Here is an 18,973-nt window from a genome sequence, read left to right on the forward strand (position 1 = left end):
CAACGTGGCGCGCGCCCCGTGCGTTTCACGGCGGAGCGCCGTCGTGCCAGGATCGGCAGTGCCATGACTTCCACTCCTGCCGCCACCGGCGCCGCCGCTGTCACCGCCGCCAACGAAGCCGCCGAAGGGGCCCGGCTGCACGGCCCCGTCACCGACTGGTTCGACGAGCACGCCCGCGATCTGCCCTGGCGCCGCCCCGAGGCGGGCGCCTGGGGCGTGATGGTGAGCGAGTTCATGCTGCAGCAGACGCCGGTCAGCAGAGTGCTGCCGGTGTACGAGCAGTGGCTGGCGCGCTGGCCGCGCCCCGCCGACCTGGCCGCCGAGCCGCCCGGTGAGGCGGTGCGCGCCTGGGGCCGCCTCGGCTATCCGCGGCGCGCGCTGCGCCTGCACGCCGCCGCCTCCGCCATACAGGAGCGTCACGGCGGCGACGTACCGCGCGATCACGCGCAGCTCCTCGCACTGCCGGGCGTCGGCGAGTACACGGCCGCGGCCGTGGCGTCCTTCGCGTACGGACAGCGGCACGCCGTACTGGACACCAACGTCCGCCGGGTGTTCGCGCGCGCAGTCTCCGGCCAGCAGTACCCGCCGAACGCCACCACGGCCGCCGAGCGGAAGCTGGCCCGCGCGCTGCTGCCGCAGGACGAGGAGACCGCCGCCAAGTGGGCTGCCGCCACGATGGAGCTGGGCGCGCTGGTGTGCACCGCCCGCGGCCCGGAGTGTGTGCGCTGCCCGATCTCCGCGCAGTGCGCCTGGCGGCTGGCGGGTTCGCCCGCGCACGACGGGCCGCCGCGGCGCGGTCAGACGTACGCCGGTACGGACCGCCAGGTGCGCGGCAAGCTCCTCGCCGTACTGCGGGAAGCCGTCGGAGCCGTCCCGCAGGCGGTGCTGGACACGGTGTGGGACGAGCCGGTGCAGCGCGCGCGGGCGCTCGACGGTCTTGTCTCGGACGGCCTGGTGGAGCCGCTGCCGGGCGGCATGTACCGCCTGCCGCTCGGCCGGAGCACGTCGTGAGACGTGAGGGCCGTGCTGGGCGCTCTGTGACAGCCGGGTGACGGCGCGGTCCGCGTCACCGCTTCCCGGGCCCGCTCCTAGCTCTTCCGGCCACTCCGGCTGTCCCCCAGGAGGATGACCCGACCCGGGCCCCCGTCAGCCGGAGGTATGACCCCCGGGGGGCTGTTACACAACCGACGGTTTTCCGTGCACTCCTTGTGGGGCCCTCGCACATTACGCCGCAACACCCCCTCCGTAGCGTCTTCCTCGTGCTGGAGATGACCACCAGCGCGGTCAACGTGGGGAATCGCAAGCGGATCGGAGGCGTCGGGATGGCGACCAGCGGCGGCAAGGTACTGGACTTCGAAGAGTACGTGCGGACGCGGCAGGAGGCCCTGCTGCGCAGCGCCCGGCGCCTGGTACCCGACCCGGTCGACGCCCAGGACCTGCTCCAGACGGCCCTGGTGCGTACGTACGGGCGCTGGGACGGCATCGCCGACAAGTCGCTGGCCGACGCCTACCTTCGCCGCGTCATGATCAACACGCGGACGGAGTGGTGGCGCGCCCGCAAGCTGGAGGAGGTGCCCACCGAGCAGCTCCCGGACGCGAGCGTCGACGACGGCACCGAGCAGCGCGCCGACCGGGCGCTGCTGATGGACATCCTCGGGGTGCTCGCGCCCAAGCAGCGCAGCGTGGTCGTGCTGCGACACTGGGAGCAGATGAGCACGGAGGAGACCGCGGCGGCGCTGGGCATGTCCACCGGTACGGTCAAGAGCACGCTGCACCGGGCCCTGGCCCGGCTGCGCCAGGAGCTGGAGAATCGCGACATCGACGCGCGGATGCTGGAGCGCGGCGAGCAGGAGCGGGAGCGGTGCGCGGCCTGACCGGCTGCGGTACCGGTGGCTTAGCCAGAGGGACTGTGAGCGGGAGCGGTTTGACCAGGAACAGGCCGGCCGGAGGACGGAGCACCGTCCGGCGGACCAGCGGCGGAGCGGCCCTCGCGGGAGTGGCCGCCCTTTCGCTGTTGCTGGCCGGGTGCAATCCCGGTGGCGAGGGGGTGCGGACCGAGGGCACGGCCGGCAGCCCGCCGGCGAGCACGGGCCGGTCGGTCCACGCGCCGTCCCCGTCGCCCTCGGTGTCGGCCCCGTACGAGAAGGTCGACGCGGTGGACCTGGTGCGGCACGACCCGAAGGTCGGCGACGACGTCAAGAAGTCGCTCGGCAAGCCGTGCGCCGCCGAGGAGTACCCGGTCGAGGTCACCTACGCCGCGCTCACCCACGGCAAGGACCCCGACGTCGTGGTGAACGTGATGACCTGTGCGGACTCGGTCGGCATCGGTTCGTACGTCTACCGTAAGAAGGGCGGGACGTACGAGAATGTCTTCGCCGACGAGCAGCCTTCGGTGCGCGCGGGCGTCAACAAGGGGGAACTGGAGGTCTCCAAGCAGACCTACGACACCGGCGACAAGGTGTGCTGCGCTTCCGGCGAGGATGTGATGACCTACCGCTGGACGGGTGGCCGCTTCGTCGAGTACGCCCGGTACCACACCGACTACAGCAACAACGGGGGCACGGAGACCGCGACCCCGGAACCCGCACCGGAGGATTGAGAACACCGCATGGCCGATACCCATGTGCTCTTCGTCGAGGACGACGACGTCATCCGCGAGGCGACCCAGCTCGCGCTGGAGCGGGACGGCTTCGTGGTCACCGCCATGCCCGACGGGCTGGCGGGACTGGAGGCGTTCCGCGCCGACCGGCCCGACATCGCCCTGCTGGACGTGATGGTGCCGGGCCTGGACGGCGTCAGCCTGTGCCGGCGCATCCGGGACGAGTCCACCGTGCCGGTGATCATGCTGTCCGCGCGGGCCGACTCCATCGACGTGGTGCTGGGCCTGGAGGCCGGCGCCGACGACTATGTGACCAAGCCGTTCGACGGCGCCGTGCTGGTCGCCCGGATCCGCGCGGTGCTGCGCCGCTTCGGGCACGCCTCGGGGCCGGACGGCTCGGGCGCCGCCGCCACGGAGGCGGCCGCGCCCGCCGAGGCCGTGCTGCGCTTCGGCGACCTGGAGGTCGACACGGAGGGCATGGAGGTGCGCAAAGGCGGCCAGCCGGTCGCGCTGACGCCCACCGAGATGCGTCTGCTGCTGGAGTTCTCCAACTCGCCCGGTACGGTCCTCTCCCGCGACCGGCTGCTGGAGCGGGTCTGGGACTACGGCTGGGGCGGTGACACCCGGGTCGTGGACGTCCACGTCCAGCGGCTGCGCGGCAAGATCGGCCAGGACCGCATCGAGACGGTCCGCGGCTTCGGTTACAAGCTGAGAGGCTGACTCCTGCGGTGGTCAGGCTCGCCCTGCGGACCGGTCTGAGGTGGAAGCTCAGCGCCGCGATCGCGCTCGTCGGAGCGCTGGTCGCGATCGCGCTGAGCCTGGTCGTGCACAACGCGGCCCGCGGCTCGATGCTGGACAACAGCCGCGACGTGCAGACCGAACGCCTCAACTTCACGCAGAAGATCTACGAATCCACGCACCAGCTGCGCTTCGGCGCGAAGCTGGACGACCCGGCGCTGCCCAAGGAGCTGCGGGACGAGGTCGCCAAGGGCAAGCGGGCCACCTACCTGGAGGACACCGGCCAGACCACGCCCAAGGTGTGGGCCGCGGCGCCGGTCGCGGGCGGCCGGGTGCTGTCCATCGAGGGCTACTTCCCCGACCGGTTCGCCGTCCTCGACGACCTCGACCAGGCGCTGCTGATCGGCTCGACGGCGGTCGTGGTCGGCGGCTGCGCGCTCGGTGTGCTGATCGGCGGACGGCTGTCCCAGCGGCTGCGCAAGGCCGCGGCGGCGGCCGGCAAGCTGGCCGACGGCGACACCTCCGTCCGCATCCGGGACGAGGTCGGCGGCCGTATCCGGGACGAGACGGACGACCTGGCCTGGGCGGTGGACGCGATGTCCGACGCGCTCCAGAAGCGCATCGAGGCGGAGCGCCGGGTGACCGCCGACATCGCCCACGAGCTGCGCACCCCGGTCACCGGGCTGCTCACGGCGGCCGAGCTGCTGCCGCCGGGCCGCCCCTCGGAGCTGGTACGGGACCGGGCCCAGGCGATGCGCACCCTCGTCGAGGACGTGCTGGAGGTGGCCCGGCTGGACGGCTACGCGGAGCGGGCCGAACTGCAGGACGTGCCGCTCGGCGAGTTCGTCACCCGGCGGGTGCGGGCTCTGAACGCCGACATCAAGATCGAGATCCTGCGGGACGCCGAGGTCTCCACCGACCCGCGGCGCCTGGAGCGCATCCTGGGCAACCTCATCGCGAACGCGGCCCGGCACGGCAAGCCGCCGATCGAGGTGACCGTCGAGGGCCGGGTCGTGCGCGTACGCGACCACGGCACGGGCTTCCCCGAGGCCCTGCTGCGCGAGGGCCCCAGCCGCTTCCGTACCGGCAGCAGCGACCGGGCCGGGCGCGGTCACGGTCTCGGCCTGACCATCGCGGCGGGCCAGGCCCGCGTCCTGGGCGCCCGGCTGACGTTCCGCAACGCGGACGAGCTGACGGACGGCTCCACCGGCGCGGTCTCCGTCCTGTGGCTGCCGGAGAACGCCCCGACGAACACCGGCAGCTTCCCGGTCATCCAGTTGCCGGACCGGTAGGGACGGCCACCGGACCGGGCCGGCCACCGGACCGGGCCGACCGCCGGACCGGGCCGACCGCCGGACCGGTGAGGAGCGGCTGCCCCGGCCTGCCCAGCCGCCCGGCGGCCCCGGCCCGCCGTCCTCGGTGCGCCGGCTACTCCACGCACTCCCCCCAGTCCTTGCCCAGGTCGAGCTGCTCGCTGCGCTGGGTCAGCGAGAACCAGTTGCCGGAGTCGTCGCGGAATATCGCCTCGGTGCCGTACGGGCGCTCCTGCGGCTCCTGGAGGAACTCCACGCCCTTCGCCTTCAGGGCCGCGTAGTCGGCCTTGACGTCGTCCGTGGCCAGCACCCCGGCGCCCATCAGCCCCTTGCTCACCAACTGCTTGAGGTGCTCGCCGGACTCCGGGTCCATGCCGGGCGGGCCGGGGACCATCAGTGTCAGCTCCACCCCCGGCTGGTCCTCGGCGCCGACGGTCAGCCAGCGCATCCCGTCCTCGCCGCCCATCCGCATGTCTGTACGGACCTCCAGCCCGAGCTTCTGCGTGTAGAACTCCTTCGCCCGGTCCTGGTCGAGGACCCAGACGGTGGTGATGGCGAGACCCTTGATCATGACGTGCCTCCGTTGCCTTTCCGCGCGGTCCTGTTCACCGTAGGCAGCGCGTCCGCTACCCGCCTTCTCGGAAATTGCGGTCCGCCGGGGCCGTCCCGTCCCGGTTCCCGAACGACTTGAAGCCGCCGGACCACAGCAGGGCGTAGCAGCCCGGTATCAGCCCGGCGCCCTGTCCCGCATGCCGCCGGCGGTACGCGCTCGGCGTCAGCCCCGTCTGCTCCTTGAACCGGGCGGAGAAGGTGCCCAGGCTGCCGAAGCCGACCAGCCAGCAGATTTCCGTGACGGAGAGATCGGCGGTACGCAGCAGTTCCTCGGCGCGCTCGATGCGGCGGCGGCTCAGGTACTGGCCGGGTGTCAGGCCGTACACCTGCTTGAAGGCCCGGATGAAGTGGAAGCGTGAATACCCGGCGTGGGCCGCCACCGCGCCCAGGTCCAGCGGCGAGGCCCAGTCGCGGTCCATGGCGTCCTTCGCCGGCCGCAGCTGCCGCAGCCGCGCGGGCGGCACCGGAGGCGCAGGGGACGCCGAGGGCGCAGGGGGCACCGACGGAGCCGGGGACACCGACGGCACCGGGGCCGCGCCACCGCCGCCCGCGCGCCCGGCCCTCCGCTCGTCCCGCACCCCGTCGCCGTTCATGTTCCGATGCTGACACGCACCACTGACAACGGCCCGGCGGCGACCTGCCCCCAGACACGCCAGTGGCCCCCGACGCGCACGCCCGGGGCCACTGACCAGGGAATTCAGTGCCGGATCAGACGGCCTCCACCAAGGGGGCCTTGCTCGCCGGGGCCTCCCCGCCGTCCTTGGGCCCCTCGCCCTCGGCCGGCTTGGCAGGCCCGCCGCGCAGCGGCACCTCCTTGAGGAACCAGGCCGCGGCGAAGCCGATGACGCTGATCAGCGCGCCCCACACGAAGACCTGGTGGGTGCCACCGGAGACCGCGTGCATGTACGCGTCCTTGACCGCGGCCGGCAGCTTGGCCAGGGCCTTCGGGTCCATCTGCCCGCCACCTGCGGCCGCGCCCGCGCCCGCGGCGCCGAGCCGCTCGGTCATCACGTCCGTCACCCGGTTGTTGAAGATCGCTCCGAAGATCGCGACACCGAAGGAACCGCCGATCGTACGGAACAGGGTGGCGGACGAGGAGCCGACGCCCATGTCCTTCATCTCGACGCTGTTCTGCGCGATCAGCATCGTGGTCTGCATCAGGAAGCCCATGCCGGCACCGAGCACCGCCATGTACACACCCGAGGTGAAGCGGGTGGTGCCGGTGTCCATCAGGGACAGCAGCGCCAGCCCCGCGGTGATCAGCGCGCCGCCGCCCACCACGAAGATCTTGTACTTGCCGGTGTTGGTGGTGACCCGGCCCGCGACCAGCGAGACCGCCATCATCGCGAGCAGCATCGGCAGGAGCAGCAGCCCGGAGTTGGTGGCCGAGGCGCCCTGCACGGTCTGCTGGAACAGCGGCAGGAAGGTCATCGACCCGAACATCACGAAGCCGACCAGGAAGCCGATGAGCGTGACGAGGCTGAAGTTGTTGTTGCGGAAGATGTGCAGCGGCAGCACCGGCTCGCGCACCTTGGTCTCGGTGAGGACGAAGGCGAGCAGGGCCACCACGCCGACCGCGCCGAGCCCGACGATCTGGGCCGACAGCCAGTCGTACTCCGTACCGCCCCAGGTGGTGATCAGGACCAGCGAGGTGATGCCGACGGTGAGCAGTACGGCGCCCACGTAGTCGATGCGCGCCTGCGACCGCTTCTTCGGCAGGTGCAGCACCGCGGTCACCATGACCAGGGCGATCGCGCCCAGCGGCAGGTTGATGTAGAAGCTCCAGCGCCAGCCGAGGTGGTCGGTGATGGTGCCGCCGACCAGCGGCCCGCCGATCATCGCGACGGCCATGACGCCCGCCATCATGCCCTGGTACTTGCCGCGCTCACGCGGCGGGATCAGGTCGCCGATGATCGCCATGACGCCGACCATCAGACCGCCCGCGCCCAGGCCCTGTACGGCCCGGAAGCCGATCAGCTGGCCCATGTCCTGGGCCATGCCGGAGAGCGCGGAGCCGATCAGGAAGATCACGATGGACGTCAGGAAGACGCCTTTACGGCCGTACAGGTCGCCCAGTTTGCCCCAGATCGGGGTGGAGGCGGCGGTCGCGAGCGTGTACGCGGTCACCACCCAGGACAGATGGCTCAGCCCGCCCAGTTCGCCCACGATGGTGGGCATCGCGGTACCCACGATCATGTTGTCCAGCATCGCGAGCAGCATCGCGATCATCAGCGCGAACAGCACCACACGGACGCTGGCCGGCTGCTTCCCCCCGGATTCCGCCGGTTTCGGTATCTCCCCCGTCGGGGTCGCTTTCGTCTGCGACATCCCCATTTTCGCTTCTCCCACTTACTTGCCGCCCGGCTAGTTCAGTACAGTGCAGTAAGGTAGCCAGCAACTAGCCGGGCGTCAAGTAAGTTTTGTACGGCCCCCTCGGCCACGGCCCGGACGACCGACGCAGGAGAACAGCAGCATGGGCACACCGCACGCGCGCAAGGGCAACACCCGCCAGCGCATTCAGGACGTCGCCCTGGAGCTGTTCGCCGAGCAGGGGTACGAGAAGACCTCGCTGCGCGAGATCGCCGAGCGGCTCGACGTCACGAAGGCGGCGCTCTACTACCACTTCAAGACCAAGGAAGACATCGTCATCAGCCTCTTCCAGGATCTGGCCAGGCCGATCGACGAGCTGATCGAGTGGGCCGCCGCGCAGCCGCGCACCCTGGAGACCAAGCACGAGGTGCTGCGCCGCTACAGCGAGGCGCTGCGCTCCGCCGAGCCCCTCTTCCGCTTCATGCAGGAGAACCAGGCGACCGTACGGGACCTGAGCATCGGGGAGACCTTCAAGCAGCGGATGCTCCGGCTCACCGGGCTGCTCAGGGAGCCGGAGGCGCAGCTGACGGACCAGGTGCGCTGCATCACCGCGATCTTCTCGATGCACGCGGGCCTGTTCGCCATGCAGAACGTCGAAGGCGACCCCGAGGACAAGCGCAAGGCCGTCCTGGAGGTCGCCACCGAACTGATCACCGCCGCCCAGCCGCCGGGCCTCGGCTGACGGCACCCGCGGCACCGGTGGCGCCGCGGGCAGGGATCACACGCCGTCGCCGCGCGCCTTCAGGAAGGCGGTCGGCTCGACACCGGAGCCGTAGTTCGGGCCGGTACGGACCTCGAAGTGCAGGTGCGGCCCGGTCGAGTTGCCGGTGCTGCCGGACTTGGCGATCTCCTGGCCGGTCTCCACCTTCTGGCCCGGCTTGACCTCGGTGCTGGTCAGGTGCGCGTACTGGGTGTACGTACCGCTGTCGTGCTTGATCACGATCGCGTTGCCGTACGCGGGACCGTCACCGCCGCCGTTCGGGCCGGCCTTGACGACGGTGCCGCCGTGCACGGCGTGCACGGCCGTGCCGCTGGGCACCACGAAGTCCTGACCGCTGTGGTTGTGGGACCAGTGCTTGCCCGCCAGCCCGAAGGTCATGCCCAGCTTGTAGTCGTCCACCGGCTTCACCCAGGAGCGGGCCTTCTCCTCGGCGGCCTTCTTGGCCTTCTCGGCCTCCTGCTGCTCCGCCTCGGCCGCCTTCTTCTGGGCATCGGCCTGCGCGGCCACCGAGGAGCGGACGTCGGACGCCAGGCCGTCCAGCGCGATCGCCGGCGCGTCGTTCCCGGCGGCCATGGCCACCCCGGCGCCCATGGCCGCGGAGACGCCCAGGCCCGCCGCGAGCACGGAGGCGCGGGTACGGAGAGTGGACTTCTTCGTCAGGCGGTGCAGGGGGTGGTGCTTCGACATGCGGGGACTACCTCCGGGAAAGGGAAAGGGCCGCGCCCCGGCCGTCGTCCGGGAACGCCCCACCTTGGTAACCCGAATCCGACATGCTGCCAATACCCCTTTCTACTACCCCATCCCGTAGCAAAAGCTGGGGAAATAAGCCCCCGCGACTACCCTCGCCACCCGGCCTCAAACCCTGCGGCCACCGCTCTCCTCCGACCGCCGGCCGCTCCCGTCACCGCCCCTCTGAGCTGGGGATTTGCTACGGCGTACGACGTTGCCGAACACCCCGGAAACCCCCTCGCCGCGCCACGGCGCTCCCCACGCCCGCACCCGCCCGCCGCACCTCGCGAAGCACCCGCTATTCCGCGTAGTAGGCGCCCGAGGGCCTGTGCGTCATGTCACCGGGCCCCGGCTCTCCCCCGTCTTCCGCGGGGTCTTTCGCCTGTCCGTATCGGGACCAAAGCCCCCGTGGGAAGAATGCGCTCCCCCGTACGGCATCACTCGGCCGGGCAACCCCTGGTGCCCCGTCGCCTCTAGGCTTGAAGTCCACGGCGCCCGGCCCGGCCGGCGTCGACCAGGTGATGGGGGATCACCGCATGGACCCGATGATCATCACGGCCCGGCTCCTTCCGAAAGTCGTCGCCCCGCTCGTCAGGAAGCTCCTGGTCCGCCCCGGCCCCGGCGCCTTCCTGGTGGACCGCCCGTTACGGATCAGCGGCCTGGTCTCCTTCCGCGGCGAGCAGCGCACCCTCGGGGAGCGCGACGTACGGCGCATCGCCGCCAAGCTCGTCGACCGGGCCGTGACCCCGCTGCCCGGCGCCACCGGCGCGGCACGGGAGCGGCCCGTCGCCCCCGACGAGGACCGGGCCGTGGCGGACGCCCTCGCCCGTTCGCTCTGCGCCCTCGGCGACCTCGACCTGGAGATCGTGCAGGACGCCCGGCTGGAGGCGGCCGCGCTCACCCGGCAGCTGCGCCGCGCCGCGCCCGATGCCACCCACGGCCTGACCGGCGACGGCGCCGAGCTGCACGGCATCCTGCTGCACACCGCGGCCCTGCACGTCCTGGAGTTCTTCACCCGGCTGTCCGGCTTCGGCGCCCGCACCCTCGTCGAGAACCGGCGCGCCCTCGGCAGGCTCGACGACGCCGTCGGCGCGCTGGCCGCCCGGCTGCCGTCCCGCTCCGCCGAGGACGCCGGCTTCGAGACGCGGTACGCCCACGACACCGCCGTCCTCCACAACCACCTGACCATCTTCGGCATCGATCTCGCGCACTCCCCGGACAGCTGGCCGCTGGACGCCGCCTACCTGGGCCTGCGCTGCGAGACCGAGCCGCCCGCCGTGGACAGCGGCGGCCCTCCGGAGCCCGCCGTGCCCGCCGAGCACGCCCTGTCCGGCCGGTGCCGGATCCTCGTACGGGGCGTGGCCGGCTCCGGCAAGACCACGCTGCTCCAGTGGCTGGCCGTCGCCACCGCCCGCGGCGAACTGCCCGCCCCGCTGCACCGCGCCCTGTACGGCCGGGTGCCCTTCCTCCTGCCGGTACGCCGCTTCGCCCGGCACGGCCTGCCCTCCCCCGGCGACTTCCTCGCGGCGGTCGGCTACCCGGGCGCCGAGGCCCAGCCGCCGGGCTGGGCCGACCGCGTCCTGCGGGCCGGCCGGGGGCTGCTGCTGATCGACGGCGTGGACGAGGCCCCCGAGGACGGGCGTGAGCGGCTGCGGCGCAAGCTCCGGGACTGGACCGCCCTGTACCCGGGCAACATCTGGATCGTCACCTCCCGCCCCTCCGCCGTACGCGCCGACTGGCTGACGGCCGACGGCTTCGCCGAACTGTCGCTGGCCCCGATGAGCCGCGAGGACATCGCCGCGTTCATCCAGCGCTGGCACCGCGCCGCGGCCCAGCAGGAGCCGGACGACCTGGACCGCCTCGGCCACTACGAACGCACCCTCCTCAACGCCGTACGCATCACCCGCGACTTGGGGCGGCTCGCCACCAACCCACTGATGTGCGGGATGCTCTGCGCGCTGCACCGCGACCGCCGCGGCTACCTGCCCGACGGCCGCAAGGAGCTGTACGAGGCCGCCCTGTCGATGCTGCTGGAGCGGCGCGACCGGGAGCGGGCGATGGGCACCACGGACGGCATCGACCTGCCACGCCAGCCCAAGATCCAGCTGCTCCAGAAGATCGCGCACTGGATGCTGGTCAACGGCCGCTCGGAGATGGACCGCGAGATCGCCGTCGACACCCTCGCCCAGCACCTGCCGGCCATCCCCGACGCCGCGCGCCAGGGCGGTCCCGAGGAGATCTACCGCCACCTGCTCAACCGCACCGGGCTGCTGCGCGAACCGGCCCCGAACACCGTCGACTTCGTGCACCGCACCTTCCAGGACTTCCTGGCCGCCCGCGCCACCGTCCAGCGCCACGACTTCGGGCTGCTGCTGAACCACGCCCACCTCTCTGAGTGGGAGGACGTCATCAGGATGGCCGTGGCCCTGGCCCGGCCCGACGAGTGCGCGGCGCTGCTGAACGGCCTGCTGGCCCCGCTCCCGGGCATCCGGGCCGCGGAGGCCCGGCACCGCAAGCTGCTCGCCGCGGCCTGTGTGGAGCACGCCGCCGAACTCGACCCGGAGGTCCGCCACCGGGTGCGGCGCTTCACCCGGGACATGGTCCGCCCCAGCACCGTGGCCGGAGCCCGCGCCCTGGGCTGGATCGGCCCGATCGTCCTGGAGATGCTGCCGGAGCCGGCCGAGGTCTCGGACGGCGAGGCGTACCTGCTCGCCGTCACGGCCACCTCCATCGCCGACGACATGGCGATCGACTACCTGACCGGGCTGCGCAAGCGGGCCTACCACCCGGTGCGGGCCCAGCTCGCCGGTGCCTGGCGGCGGTACGACACCGCCCGTTACGCCCGGGAGATCATCGCCCACCTGGACCCGGACCAGCTCTTCTTCCCCGCGGCGGACGTGGCGGAGCTGTCCGCGCTGCGCGACCTCGGCGGCCGGCCGTACCTCCAGGTCGCCGGGGAGTTCACGGTGGCCGAGCTGATCGACGGCATCGTCCCGGCGGACGGCCTGCGCCGCCTCTGGCTGGCGTACGGCCTCGGGGCCTCGATGGAGTGGCTGGCCGCGTTCCCCCGGCTGGAGGAACTGCGGATCAGCCGCCGGCTGCCGCGGGTCACCGGCGTTCCGGACGCAATCCGCGTCGTCGAGCTGTGAAATCGCGGCTCTGCGGCCCAGGGGCCTGTCTTACCGGGGCCGTGCCCGGCGGTCGGCCTTCGGCTTCCCGGTTCCGCAGAATTGCCCGGGGCGCATTCGGGCGGGTGGCGCCCGCGCAATGCCGCCGGAGCAATCCGGAATGGCGTTTTCCCTTTACGCCCGGGAGGGCCGGGCAATAGCCGGTGCCGCTGCCGTACCGGAGCGGACGGCCCCGCATCCCGGCGGTTACGGATATCCGTCCGCACCCGCTACGGAAAAACACTTCCGCGCACGGCTGCGGATGTCGCGTACCCCGTACTCCGCGCCCTGTGCTGCAGCGCCCGTACGGCTGCCCGCACACGGCAACGCCGCGGCCCGGGACCTGGAAGAGGTCCCGGGCCGCGGCGTCATGTGCCGTGCCGGTCAGGCGCCGGGCGCCCGGTCCGTACCGGCGGCCGTCACGCGTCCTTCGACAGGTCCGGGCCGCCGGCCGCGGACTCGACGGGCGGGGCGTCCGGCAGGGCCGCCTTCTCCTCGCCGCGGAAGGTGAACTTGGCGTTCTCCCCCTCGCCCTCGATGTCGACGACCACGATGTGCCCGGAGCGCAGCTCGCTGAAGAGGATCTTCTCCGAGAGAGCGTCCTCGATCTCGCGCTGGATGGTCCGGCGCAGCGGGCGGGCGCCCAGCACCGGGTCGTAGCCGCGCTTGGCGAGCAGCTTCTTGGCCTCACCGCTGAGCTCGATGCCCATGTCGCGGTCCTTCAGGCGCTCGTCCACCTTGGCGATCATGAGGTCGACGATCTGGATGATGTCTTCCTCGGTGAGCTGGTGGAAGACCACCGTGTCGTCGACACGGTTGAGGAACTCGGGCCGGAAGTGCTGCTTGAGCTCTTCGTTGACCTTGTTCTTCATCCGCTCGTAGCTGCTCTTGGTGTCGCCCTGGGCGGCGAAGCCCAGGTTGAAGCCCTTGGAGATGTCCCGGGTCCCGAGGTTGGTCGTCATGATGATGACCGTGTTCTTGAAGTCCACCACCCGGCCCTGGGAGTCGGTCAGGCGACCGTCCTCCAGGATCTGCAGCAGGGAGTTGAAGATGTCGGGGTGGGCCTTCTCCACCTCGTCGAACAGCACGACCGAGAACGGCTTGCGGCGCACCTTCTCGGTGAGCTGGCCGCCCTCTTCGTAGCCGACGTAGCCGGGAGGCGAGCCGAAGAGCCGGGAGACCGTGTGCTTCTCGCTGAACTCCGACATGTCGAGGGAGATCATCGCGTCCTCGTCGCCGAACAGGAATTCGGCGAGCGTCTTGGACAGCTCGGTCTTACCGACACCGGACGGACCGGCGAAGATGAACGAACCACCGGGGCGCTTGGGGTCCTTCAGACCGGCCCGGGTACGGCGGATGGCCTGCGAGAGCGCCTTGATGGCGTCCTTCTGGCCGATGACGCGCTTGTGGAGCTCGTCCTCCATCCGCAGCAGCCGCGAGGACTCCTCCTCGGTCAGCTTGAAGACCGGGATGCCGGTCGCCGTGGCCAGGACCTCGGCGATCAGCTCGCCGTCGACCTCGGCGACGACGTCCATGTCGCCGGCCTTCCACTCCTTCTCCCGCTTCGCCTTCGCGGCCAGGAGCTGCTTCTCCTTGTCGCGCAGGCCCGCGGCCATCTCGAAGTCCTGCGAGTCGATCGCGGACTCCTTCTCCCGGCGCACGTCGGCGATCTTCTCGTCGAACTCGCGGAGGTCCGGCGGCGCGGTCATCCGGCGGATGCGCATCCGGGAGCCGGCCTCGTCGATCAGGTCGATCGCCTTGTCCGGCAGGAAACGGTCGGAGATGTAGCGGTCGGCCAGCTGGGCGGCCTGGACCAGGGCCTCGTCCGTGATGGAGACGCGGTGGTGCGCCTCGTAACGGTCGCGCAGGCCCTTGAGGATCTCGATGGTGTGCGGCAGCGACGGCTCCGCGACCTGGATGGGCTGGAAGCGGCGCTCCAGGGCCGCGTCCTTCTCCAGGTACTTGCGGTACTCGTCGAGCGTGGTCGCACCGATGGTCTGCAGCTCGCCTCGCGCCAGCATGGGCTTGAGGATGCTCGCGGCGTCGATCGCGCCCTCGGCGGCGCCCGCACCCACCAGGGTGTGGAGCTCGTCGATGAACAGGATGATGTCGCCGCGGGTGCGGATCTCCTTGAGCACCTTCTTCAGGCGCTCCTCGAAGTCACCGCGGTAGCGGGAGCCGGCGACCAGGGCGCCCAGGTCCAGGGTGTAGAGGTGCTTGTCCTTGAGGGTCTCGGGCACCTCGCCCTTGACGATGGCCTGGGCCAGGCCCTCGACGACCGCCGTCTTGCCGACGCCGGGCTCGCCGATGAGGACCGGGTTGTTCTTGGTACGGCGGGACAGCACCTGCATGACCCGCTCGATCTCCTTCTCGCGCCCGATCACCGGGTCGAGCTTGGTCTCGCGGGCGGCCTGCGTCAGGTTGCGGCCGAACTGGTCCAGGACGAGCGAGGTCGAGGGGGTGCCCTCGGCCGGGCCGCCGGCGGTGGCGGCCTCCTTGCCCTGGTAGCCGGAGAGCAGCTGGATGACCTGCTGCCGCACCCGGTTCAGATCGGCGCCCAGCTTCACCAGGACCTGGGCGGCGACGCCCTCGCCCTCGCGGATCAGGCCGAGCAGGATGTGCTCCGTACCGATGTAATTGTGGCCGAGCTGAAGGGCCTCGCGGAGCGACAGCTCCAGGACCTTCTTCGCACGGGGGGTGAAGGGGATGTGACCGGACGGGGCCTGCTGCCCCTGGCCGATGATCTCCTCCACCTGCTGGCGGACCGCCTCGAGCGAAATCCCGAGGCTCTCCAGGGCCTTAGCGGCGACACCCTCACCCTCGTGGATCAGGCCCAGGAGGATGTGCTCGGTGCCGATGTAGTTGTGGTTGAGCATCCGGGCTTCTTCCTGAGCCAGGACGACAACCCGCCGCGCACGGTCGGTGAACCTCTCGAACATCGTTAATCGCTCCTCAGAGCGGTCAGGCAGTTAGGGGTCGGTCCCCTCCCTGTCCTTCCGCATGCTAGTCCCGTGGGACGGGACAGCTCATTCCAACTGCCGACATCCGTCCGGATCACCCCCGCGACGGCGGGGAAATCTGCTGCCGAACAGCCGACATCTGCTCCAACCCGATGGTGCGAGACGATGTTCCCGCAGGCCAGGCATATACGCCCCGGGCCAGTACGCCCGTGGCGAACGCGCCCCTCACCGACACGCCCGCCCGGAGTCCGCCGCAACTCCGGAAAAAGCGCTGCGCACGCCGCTGCACCGTCTCTCCCCACTGGGGATGTCCTACCCGCCGCCCCGGACGGTCCATGCGGCGCGGGCCCGTTCCATCCGCTATGGGCGAACACCCGAGCGCCGCCCGATGCGCCGTCACACCCCCGCGCGCCCCCTTCCGTGGCGACAGTCCGTACCCGCATGTCAACCCAGCGTAACTTCTCGGGGTTTCGCGAGTTGCTCCCGGTATGCCCGTCGCGCTCCCGCGCTCCCGCCCCGCCCTCGCCGCCGTACGGCAGTGGTACGAGGACGAGCTGCGCTGGCCGACCACCGGCACGGAGCCGGTGGAGCTGCTGACCGGGGTGCGCTTCGACGCCCTCGACCTGCCGGCCGACGCGGGCCGGGCCGTACTGGGACGGGTGGGCCCCACGGGGCCCGTACTGATCGACCGCAGCGGCTCCGCCGGTCCCAGGATGCTCGTCCTCGTGACCGCGGGTGCCGCGGAGGAGTTGCCGGAGCTTCTGGAATGGCTGGAATGGGGCTCGCTGGGGCTGGATCTGACCGCACGCGGCACCGGGGACCGGATGCCCGCGCCGTCCCCGCCGCCGTCACCGCAGGCGTGGTGGCCGTACGGATCGGGCCCACGGGAGGCCGCCGGGTGGGTGCGGCCTCCCGAGCCGGGACGCGAGATCGAGGCGGCTCTGCCCACCACGGGGACAGGGGCAGGGCACGGGGGCCGCGGTGGTCCCCTCGCGGATCGCCAGGGGCGCGCCCCCGACCTCGTACGACTCGTGAGCGCGGCGGCAACGGAATGCCACCGGGCCCGTCTGCTGCGCGGCCGTCAAGCTCGAAGACAAACGGATTGCGGGTACGGCGGTCAGCCGTTCGCCTTCTCGAACGCCTCACGGATCTCCGCGGGCACACGGCCGCGGTCATTGACGTTGTAGCCGTTCTCCTTCGCCCACGCGCGGATCTTCGCGGTGTCCGGGCTGCCGCCGGAAGACGCGCGCGCCTTGCCGCGGCCACCGGAACGGCCACCGGTCTTGCGGCCCGCCTTCACGAACTCGGCCAGCGACTCGCGCAGCTTGTGCGCGTTGTCGTCGGACAGGTCGATCTCGTAGGACTTGCCGTCGAGGGCGAACGTCACGGTCTCATGGGCCTCGCCGCCGTTGAGGTCGTCGACAAGAAGAACCTGAACCTTCTGTGCCACCGGTTTCCCTTTCATCGAATGCGGATTACGACGGAAAGCAAACCGCTTTTCCGGGAAAAACACAAACCCCTGGGTAGGGTTCAGTTGCTCCGCGGCCGGGGAACGCTTGCTTCCACAGCTATGAGATAGGGGCGCGATTCGGACATAGAACGCTGATCACAGGTGCAGAAGCATCCGACTGTTGCCCAGGGTGTTGGGCTTCACTCGTTCGAGACCGAGGAACTCGGCAACGCCCTCGTCATAGGAACGCAGCAGCTCGCTGTAGACATCGCCGTCGACGGGCGTCTCACCGATCTCCACGAAGCCGTGCTTGGCGAAGAAGTCCACTTCGAAGGTGAGGCAGAAAATGCGCCGCACTCCGAGCCAGCCCGCGGTGCGCAGCAGCTTGTCGAGGACTTGGTGGCCGACACCGGTGCCCTTGTGCCGCGGGTCCACCGCCAATGTGCGCACCTCGGCCAGGTCTTCCCACATGACGTGCAGCGCCCCGCAGCCGACGACCTCGGCGTCCTGGTCCCGCTCGGCGACCCAGAACTCCTGGATGGACTCGTAAAGCGTCACGGTGGCTTTGTCGAGGAGGATGCCGTCCGGGGAGTAGGCGTCGATGAGCCGGCGTACGGCCGGTACATCGCTGGTCCGGGCACGGCGGACGGTGAGTCCATTAGTCAGGGGCGGCATGGCGCGACGCTATCGCCCCGGGTCACCGGATCCCGCCGCGGGTACTTCTCCCGCATCCGCTTCCCCCTCTTCGGCCTGTTCCGGGGGTACGGGCGGTTCGCGTTCGGCGCGGCCGCCCGGTGGCGGGGCCGGTGCGGGTTCCGCCGGTTCGTCGCCCTGCACCATGCGTACGGCATCCCTGAGGGCGTACCGCTGTTCCGGCGACATCATCCCGAAGAAGGCCACCAGCGCCGCCGCGGGGTTGTCACTCGCGGACCACGCTTCGTTCATCAGTGCGGCCGAGTAGGCGGCACGAGTGGAGACCGCCTCATATCGATAGGCGCGTCCTTCGGCTTCCCGGCGCACCCAGCCCTTCTGATGGAGGTTGTCCAATACGGTCATCACCGTTGTGTAGGCGATCGACCGTTCCTTCTGCAGATCTTCCAGGACTTCCCGAACGGTGACCGGGCGGTTCCACTCCCACACCCGCGTCATGACCGCGTCTTCCAGATCACCCAAGCGTCGTGGCACACCAGCACAATAGTGGGAGATGTCGCGAATGCCGGTTCTTACCCGGTTGATTTACCCGGAAAAAGGCAGTACGGCCCGAGATGTGCAATCTCGGGCCGTACGGACGGGTGCGGGTGGCCGGGGACGGACCCGGCCGGCGCCGGTCAGGCGCCGTGGGCCTTGGGCTCCTGGCGGGCGCCCTCGGCGCGGGCCAGCGCGGCGTCGACCGCCGCGTCCTCCTTGGACTTGTTCTCGCCACCCTGGCTCTTCACGATCGTCACGATGAGCGCGACGAACGCCACGGCCATCACCACGGGCGGTACCAGCGCTGCGACGTAATCCATGACCAGGGGCCTCCTTCGGGAGTGAGGTTTCCAGAGTACGCAGGGCTCACGCGGACCGGGCCGCGGGGGGCCGCACGGGCTTGCGGCGCGGCGGGAAGACCTCCCCCGGCGTGGGGACGGGGCGGCCGGTGCGCGGCGCCTTCGGGCGCGGATCCGGCGCGGGCGCGGGGACAGGCGCGGGCTCGTCCGCCACCCGGCCACCGGGAAGGGCGCGCAGCCTGGCCCGTACGGAGCGCTCGGCCAGGTGCTCGCAGTGGCGCAGCAGGGCGGTACGGCGCGCGTGCTCCTCCGGCCCCCGCTGACGCGCGCACAGGAGGCGCAGGGCGGCGAGGTCGGCGGGGACGGGGTCGTAACCGGCCGCCAGGGCCTCCTGGAGCTGCCCCAGGTAGCCGTGGGCGGAGCCGGGAAGGGCGTCCCGGTAGCGGGCGAGGTCGGCGAGGAGAAAGGCGCGCAGCCGCCCGCCCTCGCGCGCCGCCTCGTCCACCGCTTCGGCGAGCCGCAGGTACTCCTGGACTTCCTGGGCGCCGTCGGCGTCGTAGCCCGGCTCGGCAGCGGTCGTGCGGTGCGTCGGCTGGAGGGCGGCGGCGAGCGCGCGCCGCAGGACGCGCAACTCGTCGGCGCTGAAGGCCATACCGCCGCGGGATCCGTATGGCATAGGCATGGGCCGACCTTACGCCGCCGCCGGACAAAATCCGCTTAACACCATTAGAACGTCGCAAGTGTCGCGGAACGCACAGCGGGTGGCAAAAGCCTCTTCGGTGAGAAGTGAGAATGTATAGGGTACAAGCGGGCAATTCGCCGTGGAG

18 protein-coding genes are annotated in these 18,973 nt (G+C 71.1%); 8 read left to right on the plus strand and 10 right to left on the minus strand.

The features are described from left to right. The first annotated feature begins 63 nt into the window (after positions 1–63). From OEIGOIKO_RS17875 to cseC, 5 genes are all read left to right on the plus strand, one after another. The gene (locus OEIGOIKO_RS17875) at positions 64–1,011 is read left to right on the plus strand and encodes an HhH-GPD family protein (protein WP_125054912.1); all 948 of its coding nucleotides are present in this window, start codon (positions 64–66) and stop codon (positions 1,009–1,011) included. Positions 1,012–1,322: 311 nt separating this feature from the next. Next, entirely contained in the window at positions 1,323–1,874 is a 552-nt protein-coding gene (locus OEIGOIKO_RS17880) for a SigE family RNA polymerase sigma factor (RefSeq protein ID WP_030023568.1), read from the plus strand. A gap of 122 nt (positions 1,875–1,996) precedes the next feature. Beyond that, a complete protein-coding gene (locus OEIGOIKO_RS17885; RefSeq protein WP_125058762.1) occupies positions 1,997–2,599 on the plus strand; it encodes a hypothetical protein in 603 nt (200 codons plus the stop codon). A gap of 9 nt (positions 2,600–2,608) precedes the next feature. Further along, entirely contained in the window at positions 2,609–3,319 is a 711-nt protein-coding gene (gene cseB / locus OEIGOIKO_RS17890) for a two-component system response regulator CseB (protein ID WP_125054913.1), read from the plus strand. A gap of 8 nt (positions 3,320–3,327) precedes the next feature. Next, the gene (cseC, locus tag OEIGOIKO_RS17895; protein ID WP_125054914.1) at positions 3,328–4,629 is read left to right on the plus strand and encodes a two-component system sensor histidine kinase CseC; all 1,302 of its coding nucleotides are present in this window, start codon (positions 3,328–3,330) and stop codon (positions 4,627–4,629) included. Between the two features lie 136 nt (positions 4,630–4,765). On the opposite strand, the gene OEIGOIKO_RS17900 is transcribed toward cseC, so the two are convergent. The 3 genes from OEIGOIKO_RS17900 to OEIGOIKO_RS17910 all read right to left on the minus strand — a co-directional run bounded on the left by OEIGOIKO_RS17900 (position 4,766) and on the right by OEIGOIKO_RS17910 (position 7,590). After that, on the minus strand, positions 4,766–5,221 hold the full coding sequence (locus OEIGOIKO_RS17900; protein ID WP_125054915.1) for a VOC family protein: 456 nt from the start codon (positions 5,219–5,221) through the stop codon (positions 4,766–4,768). Positions 5,222–5,276: 55 nt separating this feature from the next. Next, positions 5,277–5,681 carry a helix-turn-helix transcriptional regulator gene (locus tag OEIGOIKO_RS17905; protein ID WP_125058763.1) on the minus strand — a complete coding sequence of 135 codons (405 nt, stop codon included), beginning with the start codon at positions 5,679–5,681 and terminating at the stop codon, positions 5,277–5,279. A gap of 289 nt (positions 5,682–5,970) precedes the next feature. Then, a complete protein-coding gene (locus OEIGOIKO_RS17910) occupies positions 5,971–7,590 on the minus strand; it encodes an MDR family MFS transporter (protein ID WP_125054916.1) in 1,620 nt (539 codons plus the stop codon). 145 nt (positions 7,591–7,735) lie between these two features. On the opposite strand from OEIGOIKO_RS17910, the gene OEIGOIKO_RS17915 reads away from it, so the two are divergent. Next, a complete protein-coding gene (locus OEIGOIKO_RS17915; RefSeq protein WP_125054917.1) occupies positions 7,736–8,314 on the plus strand; it encodes a TetR/AcrR family transcriptional regulator in 579 nt (192 codons plus the stop codon). A 36-nt stretch (positions 8,315–8,350) separates the two neighbouring features. Here OEIGOIKO_RS17915 and OEIGOIKO_RS17920 read toward each other — a convergent pair whose 3' ends face one another. Continuing rightward, on the minus strand, positions 8,351–9,040 hold the full coding sequence (locus tag OEIGOIKO_RS17920; protein ID WP_125054918.1) for a M23 family metallopeptidase: 690 nt from the start codon (positions 9,038–9,040) through the stop codon (positions 8,351–8,353). Between the two features lie 521 nt (positions 9,041–9,561). Between OEIGOIKO_RS17920 and OEIGOIKO_RS17925 the strand changes: the two genes are divergently transcribed. After that, on the plus strand, positions 9,562–12,231 hold the full coding sequence (locus tag OEIGOIKO_RS17925; protein WP_246177389.1) for an NACHT domain-containing protein: 2,670 nt from the start codon (positions 9,562–9,564) through the stop codon (positions 12,229–12,231). 437 nt (positions 12,232–12,668) lie between these two features. On the opposite strand, the gene OEIGOIKO_RS17930 is transcribed toward OEIGOIKO_RS17925, so the two are convergent. Continuing rightward, complete coding sequence (locus tag OEIGOIKO_RS17930; protein ID WP_031005653.1) at positions 12,669–15,188, minus strand: ATP-dependent Clp protease ATP-binding subunit; 2,520 nt, start codon at positions 15,186–15,188, stop codon at positions 12,669–12,671. Between the two features lie 509 nt (positions 15,189–15,697). Between OEIGOIKO_RS17930 and OEIGOIKO_RS17940 the strand changes: the two genes are divergently transcribed. Continuing rightward, positions 15,698–16,396 (plus strand): SCO3374 family protein, encoded by a 699-nt coding sequence (locus tag OEIGOIKO_RS17940; protein WP_246177390.1) that lies wholly within the window; start codon positions 15,698–15,700, stop codon positions 16,394–16,396. Here the strand turns inward: OEIGOIKO_RS17940 and OEIGOIKO_RS17945 are convergent. From OEIGOIKO_RS17945 to OEIGOIKO_RS17965, 5 genes are all read right to left on the minus strand, one after another. Beyond that, a complete protein-coding gene (locus tag OEIGOIKO_RS17945) occupies positions 16,327–16,659 on the minus strand; it encodes a histone-like nucleoid-structuring protein Lsr2 (protein WP_030025331.1) in 333 nt (110 codons plus the stop codon). The two genes, OEIGOIKO_RS17940 and OEIGOIKO_RS17945, sit on opposite strands and share 70 nt — an antisense overlap. A gap of 156 nt (positions 16,660–16,815) precedes the next feature. Continuing rightward, entirely contained in the window at positions 16,816–17,334 is a 519-nt protein-coding gene (locus OEIGOIKO_RS17950) for an amino-acid N-acetyltransferase (RefSeq protein ID WP_125054919.1), read from the minus strand. Positions 17,335–17,343: 9 nt separating this feature from the next. Beyond that, positions 17,344–17,808: a BlaI/MecI/CopY family transcriptional regulator gene (locus OEIGOIKO_RS17955; RefSeq protein WP_246178046.1), complete on the minus strand. Its 465-nt coding sequence runs from the start codon at positions 17,806–17,808 to the stop codon at positions 17,344–17,346. Between the two features lie 179 nt (positions 17,809–17,987). After that, positions 17,988–18,167 (minus strand): hypothetical protein, encoded by a 180-nt coding sequence (locus OEIGOIKO_RS17960; RefSeq protein WP_003982975.1) that lies wholly within the window; start codon positions 18,165–18,167, stop codon positions 17,988–17,990. Positions 18,168–18,213: 46 nt separating this feature from the next. Then, positions 18,214–18,798 (minus strand): hypothetical protein, encoded by a 585-nt coding sequence (locus OEIGOIKO_RS17965; protein WP_125058765.1) that lies wholly within the window; start codon positions 18,796–18,798, stop codon positions 18,214–18,216. Between the last annotated feature and the right edge of the window lie 175 nt (positions 18,799–18,973).

The sequence above is a fragment of the Streptomyces paromomycinus genome, from assembly GCF_003865155.1.
GTDB lineage: Bacteria > Actinomycetota > Actinomycetes > Streptomycetales > Streptomycetaceae > Streptomyces > Streptomyces chrestomyceticus.

Excerpts from the sequence above, each read along its gene's own strand:
- OEIGOIKO_RS17875 (WP_125054912.1), top strand. The coding sequence starts at position 64 with ATGACTTCCACTCCTGCCGCCACCGGCGCCGCCGCTGTCACCGCCGCC.
- OEIGOIKO_RS17880 (WP_030023568.1), top strand. The coding sequence starts at position 1,323 with ATGGCGACCAGCGGCGGCAAGGTACTGGACTTCGAAGAGTACGTGCGG.
- cseB (WP_125054913.1), top strand. The coding sequence starts at position 2,609 with ATGGCCGATACCCATGTGCTCTTCGTCGAGGACGACGACGTCATCCGC.
- OEIGOIKO_RS17900 (WP_125054915.1), bottom strand. The coding sequence starts at position 5,221 with ATGATCAAGGGTCTCGCCATCACCACCGTCTGGGTCCTCGACCAGGAC.
- OEIGOIKO_RS17905 (WP_125058763.1), bottom strand. The coding sequence starts at position 5,681 with ATGGACCGCGACTGGGCCTCGCCGCTGGACCTGGGCGCGGTGGCGGCC.
- OEIGOIKO_RS17910 (WP_125054916.1), bottom strand. The coding sequence starts at position 7,590 with ATGTCGCAGACGAAAGCGACCCCGACGGGGGAGATACCGAAACCGGCG.
- OEIGOIKO_RS17915 (WP_125054917.1), top strand. The coding sequence starts at position 7,736 with ATGGGCACACCGCACGCGCGCAAGGGCAACACCCGCCAGCGCATTCAG.
- OEIGOIKO_RS17920 (WP_125054918.1), bottom strand. The coding sequence starts at position 9,040 with ATGTCGAAGCACCACCCCCTGCACCGCCTGACGAAGAAGTCCACTCTC.
- OEIGOIKO_RS17930 (WP_031005653.1), bottom strand. The coding sequence starts at position 15,188 with ATGTTCGAGAGGTTCACCGACCGTGCGCGGCGGGTTGTCGTCCTGGCT.
- OEIGOIKO_RS17940 (WP_246177390.1), top strand. The coding sequence starts at position 15,698 with ATGCCCGTCGCGCTCCCGCGCTCCCGCCCCGCCCTCGCCGCCGTACGG.
- OEIGOIKO_RS17950 (WP_125054919.1), bottom strand. The coding sequence starts at position 17,334 with ATGCCGCCCCTGACTAATGGACTCACCGTCCGCCGTGCCCGGACCAGC.
- OEIGOIKO_RS17955 (WP_246178046.1), bottom strand. The coding sequence starts at position 17,808 with ATGACGCGGGTGTGGGAGTGGAACCGCCCGGTCACCGTTCGGGAAGTC.
- OEIGOIKO_RS17960 (WP_003982975.1), bottom strand. The coding sequence starts at position 18,167 with ATGGATTACGTCGCAGCGCTGGTACCGCCCGTGGTGATGGCCGTGGCG.
- OEIGOIKO_RS17965 (WP_125058765.1), bottom strand. The coding sequence starts at position 18,798 with ATGGCCTTCAGCGCCGACGAGTTGCGCGTCCTGCGGCGCGCGCTCGCC.